A 19879-nucleotide genomic window follows, 5' to 3' on the forward strand; every position below is an offset into this window, starting at 1 on the left:
CGATCAGTAGTCCATCGAGGCGGTCAGCTGGGCAGCGCGCGGCGAGCCCGGCGTGTAGCGGTAGCCGCTCTTGTTGATCGCCGCGATGTAGTCCTTGTCGAACAGGTTCGTGACGTTCAGCTGCATCGTGATGTTGCGGTTGATCTTGTAGCTGGCCATGGCGTTGTAGATCGTGTAGCCGTCGACCAGTGCCGGGGTGCCGATCGCGCTGTCGGTGCCGCGATGCAGCGCGCCATTGTGCAGTGCGCCCAGGCCCAAGGTCACGCCGCTGCCGACGTCATAGGTCGTCCAGGCGGTGAACGCGTTCTTCGGCGTGTAGGCCAGCACGGCGCTGCCGTCCTTGGTCACGGCCGGGCCGGAGACGATCTTCGTGTCCATCGTCGTCAGGCCGAGGCTGACGCCCCAGGCCTTCGTGATCTGGCCGACAAGGCCGATCTCGACGCCCTGCACGCGCTGCTTGCCGGTCTGGTAGTACAGCAGGCTGGTCGGATCCTGCACGACCTGGTTGAGGACGTCCGTGCGGTACAGCGCGCCGGTGACGGTCAGCGTCTTGTCCAGCAGGTCCCACTTGGTGCCGATTTCGTAGGTCTTCGTCTTCTGCGGTGCGAAGTCGGTCCGGTTGGCACTGTTGCCGCTGCCGCCCGCGGCGAGCGCGAAGCTGGAGCCGCCCGGGGGCTGCGCGCCGGTGGCGTAGTCGACGTAGATGCTGCCGTTTTCCACGGGCTTGTAGACCAGGCCGATCTTGCCGGTGTAGAGCCAGTCGCTCAGCGTCAGCGACGTGGGCGTGTACGTGCCGGCGATGGCGGTAGCGGTGGTCGCGGTGACCAGCGTGGTGGCGTAGTAGTCGGTGCTGTAGTGGTCAGCGCGCAGGCCGGCCGACAGCAGCCACTGCGGCGTGATCTCGATGGTGTCGAACAGGTAGGCGCCGACGGTCGTCGTCGAGCCCTGGGTCACCGAGCCGTTGCGCAGGCGCGTGTAGCCGGTGGCATTGGGGTCCGGGTTGTACAGATTGGCTGCGGTCCAGCTGCCCGTGTTGGTGATGCCCGGGACGTTGTAGACGGTGGCGGCCGAGCCGTAGTAGCCCCAGGTCTGCTGCTTCTCGTCGCTGATTTCGGCGCCGATGCTGAGGCTGTGCTTGATGCCGCCGGTCTTCACTTCGCCGCTGAAGTTCAGCTGGTCGGCGATGATCGTGTTGATCTGATCCTTGTTCGTCGGGCTGGAGCGCGCGATGGTCCAGGTGGAGAAGTCGGTCTGGCTCGGCGTCTTCAGGTTGGCCGTGGCCGCGGTCCAGGATGTCAGCATGTACTGCTCGGCCGTGCGACCGTAGCGGGCCGTGTTCGTGAGCTTGAAGCCGTTCTTCAGGTCGTGCTCGATGCGGGCCGTCAGCATGTCGGACTTGACGTTGTCGAAGTCGCTGCTGGTGCCGTAGAAGTTGCTTGGATCGACGCGCGGTGCCGAGCTGATGTACGGGCGCGTGGTGTCCGGCGTGGTGAAGCCGGGCAGGCCGATCGTCGGCACGCCGCCGTCGGGGATGTTGTCCTGCTTGATGTGCACCGCATCGAGGTAGATGCGTGTGTCGGTGCCCAGGCCGATGGCCAGCGAAGGTGCGATGCCCCAGCGCTTGTTCTTGATCTCGTCGCGGCCAGCAACGCCGTTGTCCTGCACCACGGCGTTCAGGCGCAATGCAATGCCCGACTCCACGTCCAGCACGCGATTGACGTCCACGGTGCCGCGCTTGAAGGAAGCGCTGCCGAAGCCGAGGTTGCCGCTCAGTGCGTTCTCCAGCGTCGGCTTCTTGGTGATCAGGTTGATGTAGCCGGTCGGCGATGAGCGGCCGACGTCCGTGCCGGCCGGGCCCTTGATGACTTCGACGGATCCGAGGTTGAAGGTATCGCGGCTGACCGAGGCGATGTCGCGAATGCCATCCACGAAGATGCTGCTGGATGCGTCGTAGCCGCGCATGTAGATCGCGTCGCCGGTGTTAGTGCTGCCGTTCTCGCCGAGGAAGAAGGTGCTGACGCCCGGCGTGTTGCGCAGTGCTTCGGTCAGGTTGGTGGCGTTCTGCTCGCGCAGCACCTGCTCGGGAATGACCTGAATCGTCTGCGGCGTGTTGAGCAGCGGAGCCGTGTACTTGGTGTTGGACGACACGTCGCTCTTGTAGGGCACGTCGGCGTCGGCCGTGGCCTTGATGGTCGGCAGCGCGTCGGTGGGCTTGGCCGTGTCGGCCGCATGGGCCAGCAGTGGCGCGCCCAGGGATGCGGCCAGAGCGGCCAAAGCGGGGGCAGCAGCCGCATGCTTGCGGCTCTTGATGAAGGACATGGAAGTCTCCGAGGAGGGATTGATTCGGGAGAGGTCCGTCAGATCGGACCAAGCACGGCGGGGAGTCGTTGCACTTCTAGATGATAAGTATTCGCATTTACGAATGTCAACAAATTCGGTATCGCGTGTTGCTGTTTGGCGATGGTCGCTGCGCGCTGGACGCGTAGCGACGGGCCGGAGTCGCTAGTGGTGGCGCCCGCGGCCGCCACCACCGCCGCCGACTTCGTATTCCAGGCCGGCGTCGGCTTCCCATTCGACGGGCTGGCCGTTTTCGAGATACGGCTCGAAACGGGCGCCACGGATGTCGATCAGCGCCTGCTGGTCCAGCCGATCGAAGCCGGACGAGGTCTTGACTCGCGCCGTCTTCAGCGCGCCCTCGACACCCACGAGGATGCGCAGCACGACCAGGCCCGACTCGCCCAGGCGCCGCGACATCTGCGGCACATGCGGCCGCGGTTCGACCAGATAGCGCACAGCACTGGCCGGGATCTGCTTCGGTCCGGCCGAGGGTGCTGCGGCGACGACGGGAGGCGTCGGGGCCGGCGTCGCCGTCGGCTTGACGGGCGCAGGTGGCGGCGGCGGTTCGTTCAGCGCCACAGCCACGATCGGGGCCACCGCGATCGGCGGAGGCTGCACCAACGGCACCGGCACCACCAGGGGCAGCTTCACTTCGCGCACCGGTTCGGGCGGCAGCACCTTGGGTGTCGGCGGTTCGATCAGCCGCACCTGGACGGGCTCGGGCTTCAGATGCAGGCCGTTGCGGACCAGGCCGTGCGCCAGCATCCAGCCGATGCCGAGGTGCAGGCCGCCCACCACCAGCCACATGCCACGCCGGCGCGGCGCGCCAGACCAGCGCCGTTCCAGCGTCGACGCGGTCGGCAGCATGGGCAGGACTTGCTGTTTGACGCCAGCGACGTCGGAGCCGCGCTCAGTCCGGCCTTCCGGCGTGGACAGGTCGGGCATCTGCGTGTCGGTAAGTGCAATCGTGTTCACGGGCGTACAGCATGGCGACAAGAAGTTGCAGAAATGCTAACACCAAATACGAATTATTCTCATTTTCATGTTGTGACACAGCCGCATCTCGCACTTGTCCGCATCCGTCGCGCACGCTCGCGCCTATATGCTCGACCCATGATGAAGACCCTGATCCGTTGGTTGCTGCTGGCCGCCGCCTTGCTGCTGGTGGCCCACCTCTATCCCGGCGTCCAGGTCAGGAGCTTCGTCTCCGCGCTGATCGCGGCGCTGGTGCTGGGCCTGCTGAACACGCTGCTGCGGCCGCTGCTGGTCTTGCTGACGCTGCCGGTCACGGTGCTGACGCTGGGCCTCTTCCTGTTCATCATCAACGCGCTGATGTTCTGGGCCGCCGCCTTCGTGCTGGACGGCTTCGGCGTCAACGGCTTCACCGCGGCGCTGATCGGCTCGCTGATCTACAGCCTGTGCGGCATGGTGATCGACGTCGTGATGGAGCGCGTCTTCCCGTCGGAAGACTAGGAGCGAACTCGCTTCAGGGCAGCTCTTCGCCAGGCGGCGCGCCGCGCGGGTAGAGCTCGGCCAAGAGCTGGCGGCGTTGATAGAGCAAGGTGCGCAGGCGCGCATCGATCACCGCGGCCTCGATCTGGTCCGCGTCGCGGCCCTTCGACTGGCGCAGGCCGGAACGCAGACGGTCGATCGCGCCGTTCAGGTCGCCGACGGCGGCTCGCGCCTCGCCTTGCGCGCGCACGGCGCGCAGGGGCTGGCCCAACTTGGTCCACAGCTGCGCCAGTTCCTGCCAGGCCAGTGCGTCGCGCGGCACGAGGCTGACGCGGGTCTGCAGGGTCTCGGCCGCATCGCGGGCGGACGCGGGGTTCTGGTCCACCATCGCGAGCCGGGCCCGCATCATCATCATCGGACGCGAGCGCTCGCCTGACAGCTTCTGCAGCGCGGCGAAGCCGTCGGCCGCGTGCTCGCGCGCCTGGTCCAGTTCGGCACGCAGGTAGACCAGCATGCGGTCCGCGCGTGGATCGTCACCAATGTTCTTGAGCATCGACTCGGCGTCACGCAGGCTGTTTTCGGCGCGGTTGAAGCTGCGCATCTTGATCGAGGCCAGCGTGCTCGCGTAACGGGCAGCCAATTGGTCAAAGACCTTGTTGGGGCCGCTCTGCGTGTCGCGGGCGCCGGCGTCCAGGTTCTGCAGCACCGCCCAGGCTTCAGCGCGGGGATCCATCAGCACGCGCGCACGCGCAGCCATCAGTGCATGTTCAGCGGTACCGCGCGGACGGGTCGGATCGCCCGGCCCGATGCGGGAGCGCGCGTCGCCGATGCGTTCGCTGGTCAAGGGGTGCGAACGCAGGTAGGGGTAGCTGCCGGAATCCTGCAGCTGATAGGCCTGCTCCATCCGTTCGAACATGCTGTACATGCCGCCCGGCGCATAGCCGCCCGCCACCATCACGTTGTAGCCGACCCGGTCTGCCTCGCGCTCCATGTCGCGCGAGAAGGCGAGCGAGGCCGCCTGCGCCGCCGCCTGGCTGCCGACGATGGCGGCGTTGGCCATGTCCGGGCTGCCATGGCCGCGCGAAGCGGCGATCAGGCCCAGCAGCAGGCCCGCCGTCGCCAGCAGGCTGTTGCGCGAGTCGCCAGCGATCCGGCGCGCGATGTGGCGCTGCGTGACGTGCGACATCTCGTGGCCCAGCACCGAGGCAAGCTCGTCGCGCGAACCGGTCATCGCGATGAGCCCCAGGTGCACGCCGACAAAGCCGCCCGGCAGCGCGAACGCATTGATCGTCTTGTCGCGCACGAGGAAGGGCTGCCAGGCAAAGCGCTCGGCGGTCTCGTCACTGATATTGCCCAGCTTGCGGGCGGCCTCGACCAGCGGCTGCCAGGTCCCCTCCAGGTACTCCTGCAGCAGCGGGTCATCGACGTAGTCGGGGTCGAGCCAGATCTCGCGCATCACCTCGTCGCCGATGCTGCGCTCACGGCCGATGTCCAGATCCTGCGATACCGAATCGCCAAGCGCCGGCAGGTTGACCTGAGCCCGGCTGAACGGCGCGCCGGTCATCAGTAGCGCGGCCGACAGCATCGCGGCAAGGACCCGTTTCGGGCGCTGGGGAAATAACTTCGACAACAATCCACGTCTCCGGCAGGCGGGTGCTCGCTAACTATGATGCGAGCTCCCAGGTTTCCCGAATGTTGCCACCCAGTATGAACTCTGCACTGACACATTTCGACACCCAGGGCCAAGCCCATATGGTCGACGTCTCGGGCAAGGAAGTGACGCATCGCATCGCCCGCGCCAGCGGCTGCATCGCGATGCTACCCGCGACGCTCGCGCTGATCATGAGCGGTAACGCGAAGAAGGGCGACGTGCTGGGCATCGCGCGCATCGCGGCGATCCAGGCTGCCAAGCGGACCGCCGACCTGATCCCGCTGTGCCACCCACTGCCGATCACGCGGGTGGCCGTCGAATTCGAACTTGACGATGGTGACGCGCCGTCCGTCCTCTGCACCGCGCAGGTCGAAACGCTCGGCCGCACCGGCGTGGAGATGGAGGCGCTGACCGCCGTGCAGGTCGGCCTGCTGACGATCTACGACATGTGCAAGGCCGTGGATCGCGGCATGGTGATGGGCGGGATCCGCGTGCTGGAGAAGCACGGCGGAAAGAGCGGCGATTGGGTGGCGCCGCCGTCGGCCTAACGCCTGATCTCAGCGCATCTCGCGCCAGTCGTACTCCCGCTTCGGCGGTGCGCACTGGAAGGGCTGCTCCTCCGGTTTCGTCACCACCTTGCAGATGGCCAGCCACTCGTCGCCGGTGGGACTGCGGAACTCCTTCAGCCGCTGGACGATGTAACGCGCACGATCGTCATCGCCGGTGGCGTGCAGCGACTGAGCCCAGGACATCATCAGGCGCGCATCGATCAGGTTGTGGCCGGTCTTGCGCGCGGCCTGGAGTGCGTACTCGCCCGGCTCCAGCGACGTGGCGGCGGCGTAGTCGGCATGGTGTGCGAAGAAGGTCGAACGTTGGCCCTCCTCGATCCGATCGGCCAGAGGCTCGGCATGCTGCGGCGGAACGTAGATGACCACAACGCGACGGTAGTCCCAGACCGCATACAGGCTGCCGACGATGACGGCCACACCCGCCAGCAATAGCGGTATCTGCAAGCTCGGCCCCCGCTTCGCGCTCGGTTCCAGCGGCCCGAGCGCCAGCCCGAAAGCGAACGCCGCCGGCAGCAGGAAGTAGGCGTACCAGAGCGGGTACTCCAGCAGGCTGTGCAGGCCGATCATCAGCACGATCATGAACGCGCAACGCCGCACGACCGCATCGCTGTTGTCGCGCGCCAGCATGCTGTCGCGCAACGCCCGCCACAGCGACCAGCAGAGCAGCCCGACGATCAGCAGACAGGCTGGGATGCCCAGTTCCACCGCAAGCTGCATCACGATGTTGTGCGAGTGATCGAAGAACGCAATCGGCCGGTTCGGGAACGGCGTCATCGTCCAGGCCAGGTTGAACTCGCCCCAGCCGACACCGGTCCACGGATTGCGCTTCACCAGCTCCCAGGCATTGGCGAGGATCTTCATCCGCTCCGGCGAGCCGGCACCTTCGGACGTGATGCGCGATTCAGCACCGAAGGCATGGCCACCACCGGAGTTCGCCCACAAGTACATCGCGTACCAGCTGACGGCCATCATCAGCGGCGTGGCGATCAGCGCCCAGCGCGATTCACGCTTGAGTTTGCGATCGAGCAGGCCCCAGATGGCGAGCAGGAACACACCGACCATGCCGGTGCGGGAGGCACTGAGAACAACGGCGAAGACGAGGCCGAAGAGCAGCAGCGGCAGCGCGATGCGCGCTCCTTTCGCTTCGAAGCGTTCGTCCTGATCGGTGAGATACACGGCGGCAACGCTGGACCACATCAGCAGGCTAGCCAGGTGGTTTGGCTGCCGCATATTGCCGAGTGCGCGGCCGGGGATGCCGGAGCGGGCGATGATCTTGCCGTCGGCAAGATCGGGGAAGAAGACTTGGATGATGCTAACCAGAAGACTCAGCAGACCGGCGGCGAGGAGGGCCCAGCAGAATGCACCGAACCATTGGCGGCGGGAGGGCTGATCGAGTGCCTGAGCGCCGAGCATCAGCAGCAGAGCGATGAGAAGCACGCCTGTGGCTGACAGCGCAAGCGATGCTGGCAGTCCATTGAGCGCCGACGACAGCAATGGGCTCGCGGCCACAATCAACAACGCCCAGGTTGCCGGAGGGCTTCCGAATCGCGACTGCGAGGAGAACAACGAAAGCAGCACCCCTCCGGCACCGAGCACAGCAGCGAGTTGATTGAAGAGCGTTGAGGAGGGGGTGAGGTTGAACGCGACTAGAGGAGCGAGCGTGGTGAAGCACGCAATCGATAGCCATGCAAGAGAGAACGGCGGGCGATTCAAGGCAGCGGGAGACATGATGGGGCCGGATCATCACATGAAAGTGATACCGAACCCCTTATCTTCAAAACCAGCCATCGAGCCAGAAGCGAGGACGAAGCGGCGCATGATCCGCCATCCCAACCTGCTCGCCCGCAAATGCCGCGACTACCCGCCTTTCGCTCCACACCCAAGTCGTATTCATGGCGAACGCGACGTAGATTGCGAAAAGAACGCCCGTGAAGAAGGCGCGAGGCCACACGGCCTGCGAGACGAATTGCTTACTAGGCGACCCAGCGGACGCGATGCCTGCTGCAATCGCAATCCACATCTGCGAGATCGGCATCACGAAGTTTCCCGACGAAATACCGTCACATACGATCGCAACGCAAGCCATTACAGCCGCCAATTCGATGTGTTCCGCGCCAGCAATTTCCTTGTGCATGCGCCGGAGGCGGCGAACCAGTGCTGTCGCCAACGCCCCTAGCACAATCAACGCAAATGGCAGCCCGAACTCCGCCATAACTTGCAGACAGAAGTTGTGCGGGTGCGCACCGCTGCGGTTGAGATAGTGGGCGAAGTGCATTGGCCCAATTCCAAGAACCGGCGCCGATCGGACGTCCTCCACAGCAATCCGCCACAAGTAGAGCCGGGAATGGTCGCTGGTAAGGTCGGCCGATGCATGCAGAGTGTCAACCACATGATCGCCAGCAGATAGACTTGTCCCGAACAAAGCGAGATACACCATTGCTCCAACGGCCGCGCAACCAGTGATCTCAATTGCCAAGCGGCGACCCATCCGCCCGAAGGCAAGAGCCGCCACTGCAGATATCGACAGCGCAAGACCGGCGGACCGTCCGACCGAGAAGTAAAGCAGTGCAAACTGAATCGCCAGCGTGGCACGAACAAGCAACCGCCATCGCTGGCTCACCAGTGTTGATAAGGAAATGCCGGCAAGCAAGGGAATGAACACGACCTGCGCGTGATTCAGGAAGCGAGGGTTGTCGTAGCCGAAGAAGATACTGCCATTGTCCAGAGGCACATCGGACATCTTGGCTGCCAGCACAATCGTGAGTGCGACAGCGGCATAGGCTCCGGCCGCCCCTGACAAGCCCCTGGCAAGGATCCACCTATAGTCCACCAGCCGCCAAGCTGCACCGACGGCAAGTACGAGCATCAACAAGCCGAACAGAGTGAGTACTTCGCGGAGCGCCATTGCGGCAACCGGTGCACGCGCGCACAGCAGTAGTGCCCAGCAAAGGCTCGCGCAAACCAGCCTCCGAACCGCTTGCCCGCCGTCCACAAGAAATTTCGAGAACACTGGGACGGATAAAACGAACGTCCAGCATTCCATCACTCGCGCAAAGTCGTGCCAATTGCCTAGCCAATGCGCCGGCATCAGCGGGGTCAATCCAGTGACGACCACCAACGTGACCCAGAGCGCGACGTGTCTGTACTTGAATGCGGGCATCGAGTTGGCACATGCAAGCAGAAAGCAAAAGGGGCCCGCAGGGCCCCGTATTTGAACCTTACTGCTATCAGGTACCAGCAGCGGCGGTCGAGTTCTTGATGATCATTGACTTGAACGTGTCGTTCGTGACACTGGTCGTGATTGTCCACCCCAGCGCGTTAGCGCCAGGAGCAGCCGCCCACGTGATCGTCTTACCATCAATGTCCGTCTTGTCGATGTTTTGCAGCGTAGCGGTGATGCCACCGTCCTTCGTTACGATGGCTGACACTTCGTTCGTCGCAGCCGCAGTCGTGTCGGCCGGAATGCCATTCGTACCGCCGGTGCAACCCGTCGTATTGCCAGTTTCTTGAACGCACAGCGCAACGGCTGTTTTCACCGAATCAACAGCAGTCAAGGCATTACCCAGCTTGGCCTTGATGGTGTAGTTCTTGTACTGCGGAATCGCCACCGCCGCCAGAATGCCGATGATCGCCACGACGATCATCAGTTCGATCAGGGTGAAACCTTGTTGGACGCGCTTCATGCTCATGTTGGTTAACTCCAGGGTGTGAGGTGAGAAGAAAGAGGACAAGCAAACTGGTTGGGAACGCTCTCTCTGAATGCAGGGGGCGTGCCAGCCGAATGTGGCTGGCTATCCGTGACCCGGTTCACGGTCGTTACCGCTCGTTGCGGGAGAAGCGACCAATCGCGTCAGATGCTCGCCGCGCGAAGTGACATTTCTTGTCAGTGCCTACAAAGTTTGCGCGGCTGAAAGCAAAACCGCCTGCGTCAGCAGGCGGTCGGCAGATTCAAGCTGCAGAGGCGGCATCAGAGCCGGATCACCTGCCCCGCCTGCAAGGCGCTGATCCGGTGCCCGCTGGCCAGCGCAGCGATCTCGCTCATGACCGCATCAACCTCACCTGGCTTGATGTGCGTGATGTGGACATTGACACTGCCGCCCAGTTGGGCCAGCTCGCGGCCCAGTTCGGCGGGGCACAGGTGGCGGCTGATCTTGGCGAGTTGGTGTTCGTCGTCGCTGAAAGCCGTTTCGATCACCAGGTGCGAAACCTTGATCTGCGCCAGGCGACGCCAGAGCGCCGGGTTCGGGCCGGTGTCGCCGGTGAAGACCCAGCAGCCGGCGTTCTCGCCACCGTCGACGGCGAAGCCGACGGCCGGCACCGTGTGCTCGGCGCTGATCACTTCCGCTTCGCGGCCGCGGCCGAGCGACAGGCGTTGGCCCACCTCGAAGGGATGCAGTGTGATGACGGGATTCTCGGCGTTGGGCAGCCGGGTGAAGTCGGGCCAGATGATGCCGTTGAAGATGTGGCGACGCAGCGCGTCGAGCGTTTCAGGCAGTGCGTGGATCTGGATCGGCGGGCGTCCGGCCTGGGCGCGGATGCGCAGCACGGAATCGGCCAACAGCGGGATCGAGAGGATGTGATCCAGGTGCGAGTGGCTGACCAGGATGTGGTCGATGCGCGCCAGTGCGTCCAGCGGCAGGTCACCCACGCCGGTGCCGGCGTCGATGAGCACGTCATCATCGAGCAGGAAGGCTGTCGTCTTGTAGCCGGCGGCGATGGCGCCGGAACAACCCAGGACGCGAATGTTCATCAATGGAAACGTTGGAGAAAATCGGGCGCCAGGTGGCGCGGGCGAAGAAGCTCCAATGTACGCAGCTGAACGCAGGAAACAAGGCAGCATTGCCCTGTTTGTCGGTGGAACTTGGCAGTCTGCGCGTTTTCGACAGAACCGCGTGACGTGCTTCACACGGACTGTTGTCGCCCGGGGGCGACGGGGCCTGCTCAGCCCTGGATGAACTGCATCTGCGTGCCGGCCAATTCGATCAGGTCGCCGCTCTTCAGCGCGATCGATTCGCCGGTCAGCGGGATGCCGTTGACGCTGGGGCGCGCCGCACCTTCGACGTGTGCGAACACATAGCCGCTCGGGCGCTTGGTAATGGAAGCCACCTGCACGCCGGGCTTGCCGACGGTGGTAACAACCTTGGTCAGGCTGACCTCGCGGCCGGCGGCAGCACCGGTGAGCACCTTGATGGAAGCCGGTGTGGCGGCCGCAGCAGCGGGCGGCAGGTTGCCGAACGAGGACGGCAGGCCGAAGCCGCTAGGCGTACCGCCCGCAGAGGCGGCAGCCAAGCCGATGCCGGCGCCCGGCTTCAGGATCATCGTCTTCTCGTAGTCGCCGCTGTCCTCGACCAGATACTTGATCTTGTACTTGCCCACCTCGACGACATCGTTGTTGGCGAGCAGCTGTTTCTTGATCGCCTTGCCGTTGATGTAGGTGCCGTTGGTGGAGTTCAGGTCTTCGATGAAGACGTCCGCGCCAACCATCTGCAGCACCGCGTGCTCGCCGCTGACCGCCAGGTTGTCGATCACGATGTCGTTGTATGGACGGCGCCCGAGCGTGGTCTTGTCCTTGGTGATCTGTACCTCCTTGATCACCACTCCGTCGAGTGAAACCACCAGCTTGCCCATGCTCGAGACCTCAAGTCAGTTTGTCTGTCTTATAGCGCTTGCAGCTGGCGCCCTGCCCAACACCGCCATTGCTGCCTTGGCCAACATGCTACCGAATGATTTCATCCGCCGCGCTTGCCGAAAGGCCACCAGCTGCGGCTTTCGGCCTTCACGCGGCCTTCCGCGCGGGCCAGAACCAGGGCGATATTATCCCGGCCGCCCATCTCATTCGCGTTGTCTATCAGCGCCTGCGCTGCTTCCGGCAGCGAAGGGTTGTTCAGGAGCAACTGCCGCATCGCGTCGTCTTCCAGCATGTCGGACAACCCGTCCGAGCAGAACAGGAACACATCGCCTGGCTGGATCTCGTGCAGATGCAGCTCCAGCATCACCGCGTCTTCGACGCCGACGGCCCGCGTGACGAGGTTCTTGTTGCTGGAGTACACAGCCTCTTCCGGCGTCAGCAGGCCGGCATCCAGCTGTTCCTGCAGCAGCGAGTGGTCGCGGGTGATCTGGCTGAACTGGCTGCCGCGCAGCCGGTAGGCGCGCGAATCGCCCACGTGGCCCAGCAGCAGCCCTTCGTCGCGGAACACGCCCAGCACCAGCGTCGTGCCCATGCCGGCATAACGCGGATTGGTGTTCGCGGCGTTGAAGATCGCGCGGTTGGCGTTGTCCACGCAGATGTCCATCGCGCGGCGCACGTCGGCGGTGGCGACGCCGGTGCCGGATTCCTTCAGCCAGCGGCCCAGCTCGGCCTTGATGAAGCTGGTGAGCATCTGACTGGCGACTTCGCCGGCGTTGTAGCCGCCCATGCCGTCGGCCAGCACGGCCAGTCCGACCGATTCGTCCAGGGCGACGGAGTCTTCGTTGTTGTCGCGCGCGCGGCCGACGTCGGTCGCGGTGAAGAACTCCAGGGTCATGGCTGCGGGCTTGGTTTGTCGGTCTTGTCTGTGGCGGCAGGCGCCTCCGGCTCGTCCGGAGTGGCGGAATTCTGCCCTGCTTCGGGAGCATCCAGCCTGATCGTTTGCGCGAACGGATCGACGGTATCGGCAAGCACCGTGCCGGATTCGGCACCATCGCCAAGACTGAGATCCGGTGCGGACGCCTCGCCCAGGCCCTGGGCCAGCACGGCTTCCAGGTCCTGCGCCAGCTGCTCGCCGCTGGCATAGCGCAGCTCGGGCCGCTTCTCCAGTGCCAACGCCAGCACCAGCGCCAGCGATTCGGGCAGGCCGCGGCGATAGTGCCGCACATCCGGCGGCGGCTGGTTGGCGATCTGGTGCATCAGCTTAGCCATCGAGTCGGACTGGTGCGGCAGATGGCCCGTCAGCAATTGATAGAGCAGCACGCCCAGCGAATAGAGATCGCTGCGACCATCGACCTTCAATCCGGCCAGTTGCTCGGGCGACATGAAGGACGGCGTGCCCAGCACCAAGCCGGTACGGGTACGGCTGCCGTCCGCGATCCGCGCAATGCCGAAATCCATCACCTTCAGCGTGCCGCCTGCGCGGTCCAACATGACGTTGGCGGGCTTGATGTCGCGATGGACGACGCCCTGGCGGTGCGCGTAATCCAGTGCGCGGGCAAGCCGAATCGCGATGCCAAGCACCTCGACAGCCGGCAGCAAGGCGCCGGGACGCGTGAAGTGGCTCAGATCCTGGCCCTGCACGTATTCCATGACGATCCAGGCGTCCTCGCCGGATTCGCCGGCATCCAGCACCTGCAGGATGTCGGGATGCTGCAGGTGGCCGGCCGCCCGGGCCTCGCGCATGAAGCGCTGGCGGACGTCGGCCAGGTCGTCCACGGAGAACTCGCGCTGCAGCGCCAGCAGCTTCAGCGCAACCTGATGGCCCGTCTGCTCGTCGATGGCCAGGTAGACGGCGCCCATCGAACCGCGGCCCAGCTCGCGCTCCCTGCGGTAACGGGCCAGTGCAGAGATCGGCTGCGGCGGCTGTGGTTCCTCGTCCGGCCGGGCATTCTTGCCACCGATCAGCCGGCGCCAGAAGCCACCGCCGCCTTCGGCGCCACTCATGGCTCGACGTCCTGCGCCACCGGTTGGCCGGCCTGGCGCGATTTCATGAACTGCCCCACCGCCAGCACGATCAACGCGCCGATGGCACCGGCCACATAGCCTGTCGTCTGGGCAGCATCCTCCAGCGAAGGAGCCCAGCCCAGCAATGCCGGATCCTCGACAGCCATGCTGCCCGCGATCCAGCCCAGCAGCATCGCGCCGAGCGTGATGATGATCGGGAACCGCTCCATCAGCTTGATGACCAGCTGGCTGCCCCACATGATGATCGGGATCGACACCAGCAGGCCCAGCACGACCAGCACCATCTCGTGCGCCTTGTCGCCGGACTGCGCCACGCCGGCGATCGCGATCACGTTGTCCAGGCTCATCACGAAGTCAGCCACGATGACCGTGCGCACCGCCGCCCACAGGCGCTCGTTGCCCGGGATGTTGGCATGCTCGCCCTCGTCCTCCGGCAGCATCAGCTTGATGCCGATCCACAGCAGCAGCGCCGCGCCGACCAGCTTCAGGTAGGGCACCTGCAGCAGTGTCAATGCGAACAGGATCAGCACGATGCGCAGCACGATCGCACCCGCCGTGCCCCAGAGGATGCCCAGCTTGCGCTGCGCCTGCGGCAGACGGCGGCAGGCCAGAGCGATCACGACGGCGTTGTCGCCACCCAGCAGGATGTCGATCAGGATGATCTGCGAGACGGCCAGCCAGAAGTCGGCGGTGAGGAATTGGTCCATAGGCGTGGAGCGGGATCTTAAGGCAGGGCGTTATGCGGCAATCGACGGCCAGAATGGAACAAGCCGCCGGCTGCAGGATGCAGCGGGCGGCTTGCTTGTCGGAGAGCTAACGCGTCAGCTCAGCGGTGTGCAGTTACAGCAGGCCCTTGAGCAGCTTGCCCATTTCCGACGGGTTGCGCGTCACGGTGAAGCCGCACTCTTCCATGATGGCGAGCTTGGCATCGGCCGTGTCGGCGCCGCCGGAGATCAGCGCGCCGGCGTGACCCATGCGCTTGCCCGGAGGGGCGGTGACACCAGCGATGAAGCCGACGACCGGCTTCTTCATGTTGGCCTTGCACCAACGGGCGGCTTCCGCCTCGTCCGGGCCGCCGATCTCGCCGATCATGATGACGGCGTCGGTGTCCGGATCGTCGTTGAAGGCCTTCATCACGTCGATGTGCTTCAGGCCGTTGATCGGGTCGCCGCCGATGCCGACTGCCGACGACTGGCCCAGGCCGATCTCGGTCAGCTGCGCCACGGCTTCATAGGTCAGCGTGCCCGAACGTGACACGACGCCGATGCGGCCCTTGCGGTGGATGTGGCCGGGCATGATGCCGATCTTGATCTCTTCCGGGGTGATCAGGCCGGGGCAGTTGGGGCCCAGCAGCAGGGTGCGCTTGCCACCGGCGGCTTCCTTGGCGCGCATCTTGTTGCGCACTTCCAGCATGTCGCGGACGGGGATGCCTTCGGTGATGCAGATCGCCAGGTCCAGGTCGGCCTCGACGGCTTCCCAGATCGCGGCAGCCGCGCCAGCGGGCGGCACGTAGATCACGCTGACCGTGGCGCCGGTCTGCGAGGCGGCTTCCTTGACGGTGGCGTAGATGGGGATCTCGGAGAACTTCTCGCCCGCCTTCTTCGGGTTCACGCCGGCGACGAAGGCGTTCTTGCCGTTCGCGTAGGCCTGGCAACCCAGGGTGTGGAACTGACCGGTCTTCCCCGTGATGCCCTGGGTAATGACCTTGGTGTCCTTGTTGATGTAGATCGACATGATTCGTTCTTTCCTTGTCTGGGCTGGCTTTAGGCGACGGCGGCGACGATCTTGGTCGCGGCTTCGGCCATGGTGTCGGCGGCGATGATCGGCAGGCCGGATTCGGCCAGCATCTTCTTGCCCAGTTCTTCGTTGGTGCCCTTCATGCGCACGACCAGCGGCACGGACAGGTTCACGGCCTTGCAGGCGGTGATCACGCCTTCGGCGATGGTGTCGCACTTCATGATGCCGCCGAAGATGTTGACCAGGATGCCCTTGACGGCCTTGTTCTTCAGCATGATCTTGAAGGCTTCGGTGACCTTCTCGGCCGTGGCGCCGCCGCCGACGTCCAGGAAGTTCGCCGGCTCGCCGCCGAACAGCTTGATCGTGTCCATCGTGGCCATGGCGAGGCCCGCGCCGTTCACCAGGCAGCCGATGTTGCCGTCCAGGCTGATGTAGGCCAGGTCGAACTTCGAGGCTTCGATTTCGGCCGGATCTTCTTCGTCCAGGTCGCGGTAGGCGACGATTTCCGGGTGGCGGAACAGGGCGTTGGCGTCGAAGTTGAACTTGGCGTCCAGGGCGATCAGGTTGCCCTTGGAGTCGCAGTTCAGCGGGTTGATCTCGACCAGCGAGGCATCCGTGTCCATGTAGCACTTGTAGAGCTTGGCGAACAGGTCGACGGCCTGGTCCACCGAAGCGCCGGTGAGGCCGATGGCCGCGGCGATCTTCTTGCTCTGGTCGGCGGTGATGCCGGTCAGCGGATCGATGTACTCGGTGATGATCTTCTCGGGCGTGGAGTGGGCCACTTCCTCGATGTCCATGCCGCCTTCGCTCGACGCGATGAAGGCCACCTTCTGCGTGCCGCGGTCGGTGACCAGCGAGATGTACAGCTCTTTCTTGATGTCGGCGCCGTCTTCGATGTACAGGCGACGGACCTTCTGGCCTTCGGGGCCGGTCTGGTGCGTGACCAGTTGCATGCCCAGGATCTGCTCGGACAGCGCCTTCACGTCATCCAGGCTGCGGCCCAGCTTGACGCCGCCGCCCTTGCCGCGGCCGCCGGCGTGGATCTGCGCCTTGACGACCCAGACCGGGCCGCCCAGCTTCTGCGCCGCTTCGACGGCTTCCTGAACCGTGAAGGCCGGGATGCCACGCGGCACCGGCACGCCGAACTGGCGCAGGATTTCCTTGGCCTGGTACTCGTGAATCTTCATAAGGATCTCGCTGTTTGGAAGAAAGAAAGTGAGAGGAAGCTGGAAAGAAGCGGGTCAGGAAGACGCCGTAGGCGTTCGATACCAGCGCGGGTAATGGGTGCGAACGTTCTCGCCATCGGTGCGCAGCGCATGGCATTTGTCGAGCTGGAAGGGCTGCTGGGCGGCTTCGTGGTCGCCCTCGCGCGTGTCGAGCACGAGGCCGGCGAAGGCCTGAATCACCGCCGTGGGCAGTACCTGGCACAGCTCGGTCAGGTGCGTACAACCCTTGATGCCGGCCAGGCGTTCCTTGACGCCGAGCCGGAAGCCCTTCAGCAGGTTCAGCCCGACGAGTTGCTCGTAGGCGTTGCCGTGCTGGTCGCAGACGCCGGGATACGGCATCCAGCGGGTCTTGGAGCCGGCGGCGGCGATGTTCAGGTCACGATCGACGACCAGATGCAGCAGCATGTCGTGAACCGGCTCGCCCGCCTTGCGGGTCGTGCCGGCGAGCGGAATGTCGCGCGACTTCGTGTCCGTCAGCTGGGCCTCGACTTCGAACAGGCCGTCATCCCGCCCAAACACCTGCACGTCGATGGCGCGGCGATGGATCGGACGACGGCTCGAAGCGAGGGGAGGCGACTCGGACATGGAGTTTCAGGAACGAACGGCTTGCGCGCTCCGATGTGCAGAACGACGGCGAGGGCCGTCCTGCGTGCGGAAGCGCAGGGCGGGAATGTAGCATGCTGCGCCGCATCAAGCCTCCCCGCCCGCAGCAACGGCCGTTGCTCCGCCGGCAATTGCAATCCCAACAAGTGCCTATCCGCCAGCGTCGCGGCACGGGCGACGCCCGACCGGTTCAATCCTCTACCCGGCCCCTGAGCACCTGGCGGATGACCTCCGGCGAGAAACCTCGGCCGCTGAGAAAGCGCATCTGCCGGGCGCGCAGCGCGGGGTTGCCGGCCACCGCATCGGGGTCGCCAGTGCCGTTAGCGCCGAACTTGCGCTGCCAGAGGCTGCGAGCCCGTGCCAGTTCGGTCGACTTGAGTTCCGCCTGCGCATCGGCGCTGAGCGTCAGGCCGTGCTGCGCCAGTTCCAGCTTGATGCGCAGGCTGCCGTAGCGCTGCGCCCGCGCATGCACGCGCGATTCGACGAAGCGCGTCTCGCTCAGATAGCCCTGCGCGCGCAGCCACTCGATCAGCTGATCGACCTCGATGGCCGACCGGTCCTCGTCGTCCTCCGCCTCCTGGGCGTCACGACGGATCCGCAGCAGCTTGCGCCGCAGTTCCAGCGGGCTGTGCTCGCGCTGCGAGAGCAGCGCGATTGCACGCATCTTCAGCGAGAGCGGCGTGCGTCCCACGGACGGTCAACGAAACTCAGGCCTCGGCCGCCTCGTCGCCGCCGATCAGCGCCACGCCGACGGCTTCGCGGATCTTGTTCTCGATCTCGACCGCGACGTCGGGGTTCTCGCGCAGGAACTCGCGTGCGTTGTCCTTGCCCTGGCCGATCTTCTCGCCGTTGTAGGCGTACCAGGAGCCGGACTTCTCGACGATCTTGTGGACGACGCCCATGTCGATGATCTCGCCCTCGCGGCTGATGCCTTCGCCGTAAAGGATGTCGAACTCTGCCGTCTTGAACGGGGGCGAGACCTTGTTCTTGACGACCTTGACCTTGGTCTCGGAGCCGATCACCTCCTCGCCCTTCTTGATCGAGCCGATGCGGCGGATGTCGAGGCGGACGGAGGCGTAGAACTTCAGCGCGTTGCCGCCGGTGGTGGTTTCCGGGCTGCCGAACATCACGCCGATCTTCATGCGGATCTGGTTGATGAAGATGACCATGCAGTTGGTCTTCTTGATCGTGGCGGTGAGCTTGCGCAGGGCCTGGCTCATCAGGCGGGCCTGCAGGCCGGGCAGCGAATCGCCCATCTCGCCTTCCAGTTCGGCCTTGGGTGTCAGCGCGGCGACCGAGTCGACGACGATCAAGTCCACCGAGCCGGAGCGCACCAGCGCGTCAACGATCTCGAGCGCCTGCTCGCCGGTATCGGGCTGGCTGATCAGCAGTTCCTGCAGGTTGACGCCCAGCTTCTGGGCGTACTGGATGTCGAGCGCGTGCTCGGCGTCGATGAAGGCGCAGGTGCCGGCGAGCTTCTGCATCTCGGCGATGACCTGCAAGGTCAGCGTCGTCTTGCCCGAGGATTCCGGGCCGTAGATCTCGACCACGCGGCCGCGCGGCAGGCCGCCGACGCCCAGCGCGATGTCCAGGCCCAGCGAGCCGGTGGAGACGACCTGGATGTCCTCGATCACCTCGCCTTCGCCCAGGCGCATGATGGAACCCTTGCCGAATTGCTTTTCGATCTGGGCGAGGGCGGCTTGCAGGGCCTTGGCTTTTTCGGTGTTCAGGGCTTTGACGGGCGCGTCCATGAGTCGTTCTCCGGGTGAAGGTTGGGGCGGATTATGGCGCAATCTGTATGCATGTACAGTGTTTTGAACAGTAGTCGCGCGGCGCCCTGCTGACAAGTGTTGTCAGCAGAAATCCTTAGGGGGGCCCCTTCATAGAATTGGCGGCAAACGACCGCGGAGACACCCGACCATGCGCATCCTCATTGCCGAAGACGACCAGGTGCTCGCCGATGGCCTGCTGCGTTCGCTGCGCGCCTCGGGCTACGCGGTCGACCAGGTCGGCACGGGCACCGAGGCGGACGCCGCGCTGGCCGCTCACGAGTTCGATCTGGTGATCCTGGACCTGGGTCTGCCCAAGCTGCACGGCCACGAGGTGCTGCGCAAGCTGCGCGGGCGCGGCTCGGCCGTGCCGGTGCTGATCCTGACGGCGGCCGACAGCGTCGAGCAGCGCGTCAAGGGCCTGGACCTCGGCGCGGACGACTACATGGCCAAGCCCTTCTCGCTGCAGGAGCTCGAAGCGCGGGTGCGGGCGCTGACGCGCCGCGGCCTGGGCAGCGCGTCCACCGTGATCCGGCACGGCCCGCTGTCCTTCGACGCCACCGGCCGCGTGGCCTACATCAACGACCAGATGATCGAGCTGTCGGCCCGCGAACTCTCGCTGCTGGAGGTGCTGCTGCAACGCGCCGGGCGACTGGTCAGCAAGGATCAGTTGGTCGAGCGCCTGTGCGAGTGGGGCGAAGAGGTCAGCAACAACGCGATCGAGGTCTACATCCACCGGCTGCGCAAAAAGATCGAGCAGGGCCCGGTGCGCATCGCCACCGTGCGCGGCCTCGGCTACTGCCTCGAGAAGATTGCTTCTTGAGCACGGCGCCGCCGCCCGAGCAGGAACGGCCAGAAAGGCCCGATCGGCCTGATAAGCC

The 19879-nt window shown here is 65.0% G+C and carries 19 protein-coding genes; 3 read left to right on the forward strand and 16 right to left on the reverse strand.

Translation table 11 applies throughout. From position 1 onward, the window contains the following. Positions 1 to 3 precede the first annotated feature (3 nt). Both SNE35_RS08240 and SNE35_RS08245 read right to left on the reverse strand, forming a co-directional pair. On the reverse strand, positions 4 to 2319 hold the full coding sequence (locus SNE35_RS08240; protein ID WP_320422414.1) for a catecholate siderophore receptor Fiu: 2316 nt from the start codon (positions 2317 to 2319) through the stop codon (positions 4 to 6). A gap of 183 nt (positions 2320 to 2502) precedes the next feature. Then, on the reverse strand, positions 2503 to 3312 hold the full coding sequence (locus SNE35_RS08245) for an energy transducer TonB (protein ID WP_320422415.1): 810 nt from the start codon (positions 3310 to 3312) through the stop codon (positions 2503 to 2505). Positions 3313 to 3453: 141 nt separating this feature from the next. Here SNE35_RS08245 and SNE35_RS08250 point away from each other — a divergent pair, with 141 nt between their 5' ends. Continuing rightward, the gene (locus tag SNE35_RS08250) at positions 3454 to 3810 is read left to right on the forward strand and encodes a phage holin family protein (protein ID WP_320423140.1); all 357 of its coding nucleotides are present in this window, start codon (positions 3454 to 3456) and stop codon (positions 3808 to 3810) included. A gap of 13 nt (positions 3811 to 3823) precedes the next feature. Here SNE35_RS08250 and SNE35_RS08255 read toward each other — a convergent pair whose 3' ends face one another. Further along, on the reverse strand, positions 3824 to 5374 hold the full coding sequence (locus SNE35_RS08255; RefSeq protein ID WP_320422416.1) for a M48 family metalloprotease: 1551 nt from the start codon (positions 5372 to 5374) through the stop codon (positions 3824 to 3826). Positions 5375 to 5496: 122 nt separating this feature from the next. On the opposite strand from SNE35_RS08255, the gene moaC reads away from it, so the two are divergent. After that, positions 5497 to 5988 carry a cyclic pyranopterin monophosphate synthase MoaC gene (gene moaC, locus SNE35_RS08260; protein WP_320422417.1) on the forward strand — a complete coding sequence of 164 codons (492 nt, stop codon included), beginning with the start codon at positions 5497 to 5499 and terminating at the stop codon, positions 5986 to 5988. A 9-nt stretch (positions 5989 to 5997) separates the two neighbouring features. On the opposite strand, the gene SNE35_RS08265 is transcribed toward moaC, so the two are convergent. The 13 genes from SNE35_RS08265 to recA form a co-directional block, all read right to left on the reverse strand. Then, positions 5998 to 7737 carry a PglL family O-oligosaccharyltransferase gene (locus SNE35_RS08265; protein ID WP_320422418.1) on the reverse strand — a complete coding sequence of 580 codons (1740 nt, stop codon included), beginning with the start codon at positions 7735 to 7737 and terminating at the stop codon, positions 5998 to 6000. Positions 7738 to 7783: 46 nt separating this feature from the next. Beyond that, the gene (locus SNE35_RS08270; RefSeq protein ID WP_320422419.1) at positions 7784 to 9169 is read right to left on the reverse strand and encodes an O-antigen ligase family protein; all 1386 of its coding nucleotides are present in this window, start codon (positions 9167 to 9169) and stop codon (positions 7784 to 7786) included. Between the two features lie 67 nt (positions 9170 to 9236). Beyond that, on the reverse strand, positions 9237 to 9698 hold the full coding sequence (locus tag SNE35_RS08275) for a pilin (RefSeq protein ID WP_320422420.1): 462 nt from the start codon (positions 9696 to 9698) through the stop codon (positions 9237 to 9239). Positions 9699 to 9976: 278 nt separating this feature from the next. Beyond that, positions 9977 to 10759: a 3',5'-cyclic-nucleotide phosphodiesterase gene (locus tag SNE35_RS08280; RefSeq protein ID WP_320422421.1), complete on the reverse strand. Its 783-nt coding sequence runs from the start codon at positions 10757 to 10759 to the stop codon at positions 9977 to 9979. Positions 10760 to 10950: 191 nt separating this feature from the next. Beyond that, entirely contained in the window at positions 10951 to 11637 is a 687-nt protein-coding gene (locus SNE35_RS08285; RefSeq protein ID WP_320422422.1) for an FHA domain-containing protein, read from the reverse strand. 101 nt (positions 11638 to 11738) lie between these two features. Continuing rightward, complete coding sequence (locus SNE35_RS08290; RefSeq protein ID WP_320422423.1) at positions 11739 to 12533, reverse strand: Stp1/IreP family PP2C-type Ser/Thr phosphatase; 795 nt, start codon at positions 12531 to 12533, stop codon at positions 11739 to 11741. Further along, complete coding sequence (locus tag SNE35_RS08295; protein WP_320422424.1) at positions 12530 to 13642, reverse strand: serine/threonine-protein kinase; 1113 nt, start codon at positions 13640 to 13642, stop codon at positions 12530 to 12532. The genes SNE35_RS08290 and SNE35_RS08295 overlap by 4 nt, the downstream gene beginning before the upstream one ends. Then, on the reverse strand, positions 13639 to 14370 hold the full coding sequence (locus tag SNE35_RS08300; protein WP_320422425.1) for a TerC family protein: 732 nt from the start codon (positions 14368 to 14370) through the stop codon (positions 13639 to 13641). Before SNE35_RS08300 ends, SNE35_RS08295 begins: the two co-directional genes overlap by 4 nt. A 133-nt stretch (positions 14371 to 14503) precedes the next feature. Beyond that, positions 14504 to 15397 (reverse strand): succinate--CoA ligase subunit alpha, encoded by an 894-nt coding sequence (sucD, locus tag SNE35_RS08305; RefSeq protein WP_320422426.1) that lies wholly within the window; start codon positions 15395 to 15397, stop codon positions 14504 to 14506. 29 nt (positions 15398 to 15426) lie between these two features. Continuing rightward, positions 15427 to 16587, reverse strand: a complete 1161-nt coding sequence (gene sucC / locus SNE35_RS08310; protein WP_320422427.1) for an ADP-forming succinate--CoA ligase subunit beta — start codon at positions 16585 to 16587, stop codon at positions 15427 to 15429. A 54-nt stretch (positions 16588 to 16641) separates the two neighbouring features. Next, positions 16642 to 17211 (reverse strand): DUF2889 domain-containing protein, encoded by a 570-nt coding sequence (locus tag SNE35_RS08315; protein WP_320422428.1) that lies wholly within the window; start codon positions 17209 to 17211, stop codon positions 16642 to 16644. A gap of 208 nt (positions 17212 to 17419) precedes the next feature. Beyond that, complete coding sequence (locus SNE35_RS08320; protein ID WP_431312726.1) at positions 17420 to 17920, reverse strand: regulatory protein RecX; 501 nt, start codon at positions 17918 to 17920, stop codon at positions 17420 to 17422. 16 nt (positions 17921 to 17936) lie between these two features. After that, positions 17937 to 18980: a recombinase RecA gene (gene recA / locus SNE35_RS08325; RefSeq protein WP_320422429.1), complete on the reverse strand. Its 1044-nt coding sequence runs from the start codon at positions 18978 to 18980 to the stop codon at positions 17937 to 17939. A gap of 169 nt (positions 18981 to 19149) precedes the next feature. Between recA and SNE35_RS08330 the strand changes: the two genes are divergently transcribed. Next, positions 19150 to 19821, forward strand: coding sequence for a response regulator transcription factor (locus SNE35_RS08330; RefSeq protein ID WP_320422430.1), 672 nt, complete (start codon positions 19150 to 19152; stop codon positions 19819 to 19821). Positions 19822 to 19879: the final 58 nt, after the last annotated feature.

It is taken from the genome of Roseateles agri, assembly GCF_034043675.1.
GTDB lineage: Bacteria > Pseudomonadota > Gammaproteobacteria > Burkholderiales > Burkholderiaceae_C > KK5.

What these genes read in the sequence shown, in the direction of transcription:
- recA (WP_320422429.1), bottom strand. Translation starts at nt 18,980, where the DNA reads ATGGACGCGCCCGTCAAAGCCCTGAACACCGAAAAAGCCAAGGCCCTG.
- SNE35_RS08330 (WP_320422430.1), top strand. Translation starts at nt 19,150, where the DNA reads ATGCGCATCCTCATTGCCGAAGACGACCAGGTGCTCGCCGATGGCCTG.
- SNE35_RS08255 (WP_320422416.1), bottom strand. Translation starts at nt 5,374, where the DNA reads ATGCTGTCGGCCGCGCTACTGATGACCGGCGCGCCGTTCAGCCGGGCT.
- SNE35_RS08280 (WP_320422421.1), bottom strand. Translation starts at nt 10,759, where the DNA reads ATGAACATTCGCGTCCTGGGTTGTTCCGGCGCCATCGCCGCCGGCTAC.
- SNE35_RS08315 (WP_320422428.1), bottom strand. Translation starts at nt 17,211, where the DNA reads ATGTCCGAGTCGCCTCCCCTCGCTTCGAGCCGTCGTCCGATCCATCGC.
- SNE35_RS08290 (WP_320422423.1), bottom strand. Translation starts at nt 12,533, where the DNA reads ATGACCCTGGAGTTCTTCACCGCGACCGACGTCGGCCGCGCGCGCGAC.
- SNE35_RS08275 (WP_320422420.1), bottom strand. Translation starts at nt 9,698, where the DNA reads ATGAGCATGAAGCGCGTCCAACAAGGTTTCACCCTGATCGAACTGATG.
- sucD (WP_320422426.1), bottom strand. Translation starts at nt 15,397, where the DNA reads ATGTCGATCTACATCAACAAGGACACCAAGGTCATTACCCAGGGCATC.
- moaC (WP_320422417.1), top strand. Translation starts at nt 5,497, where the DNA reads ATGAACTCTGCACTGACACATTTCGACACCCAGGGCCAAGCCCATATG.
- sucC (WP_320422427.1), bottom strand. Translation starts at nt 16,587, where the DNA reads ATGAAGATTCACGAGTACCAGGCCAAGGAAATCCTGCGCCAGTTCGGC.
- SNE35_RS08270 (WP_320422419.1), bottom strand. Translation starts at nt 9,169, where the DNA reads ATGCCCGCATTCAAGTACAGACACGTCGCGCTCTGGGTCACGTTGGTG.
- SNE35_RS08265 (WP_320422418.1), bottom strand. Translation starts at nt 7,737, where the DNA reads ATGTCTCCCGCTGCCTTGAATCGCCCGCCGTTCTCTCTTGCATGGCTA.
- SNE35_RS08295 (WP_320422424.1), bottom strand. Translation starts at nt 13,642, where the DNA reads ATGAGTGGCGCCGAAGGCGGCGGTGGCTTCTGGCGCCGGCTGATCGGT.
- SNE35_RS08240 (WP_320422414.1), bottom strand. Translation starts at nt 2,319, where the DNA reads ATGTCCTTCATCAAGAGCCGCAAGCATGCGGCTGCTGCCCCCGCTTTG.
- SNE35_RS08285 (WP_320422422.1), bottom strand. Translation starts at nt 11,637, where the DNA reads ATGGGCAAGCTGGTGGTTTCACTCGACGGAGTGGTGATCAAGGAGGTA.
- SNE35_RS08300 (WP_320422425.1), bottom strand. Translation starts at nt 14,370, where the DNA reads ATGGACCAATTCCTCACCGCCGACTTCTGGCTGGCCGTCTCGCAGATC.
- SNE35_RS08250 (WP_320423140.1), top strand. Translation starts at nt 3,454, where the DNA reads ATGAAGACCCTGATCCGTTGGTTGCTGCTGGCCGCCGCCTTGCTGCTG.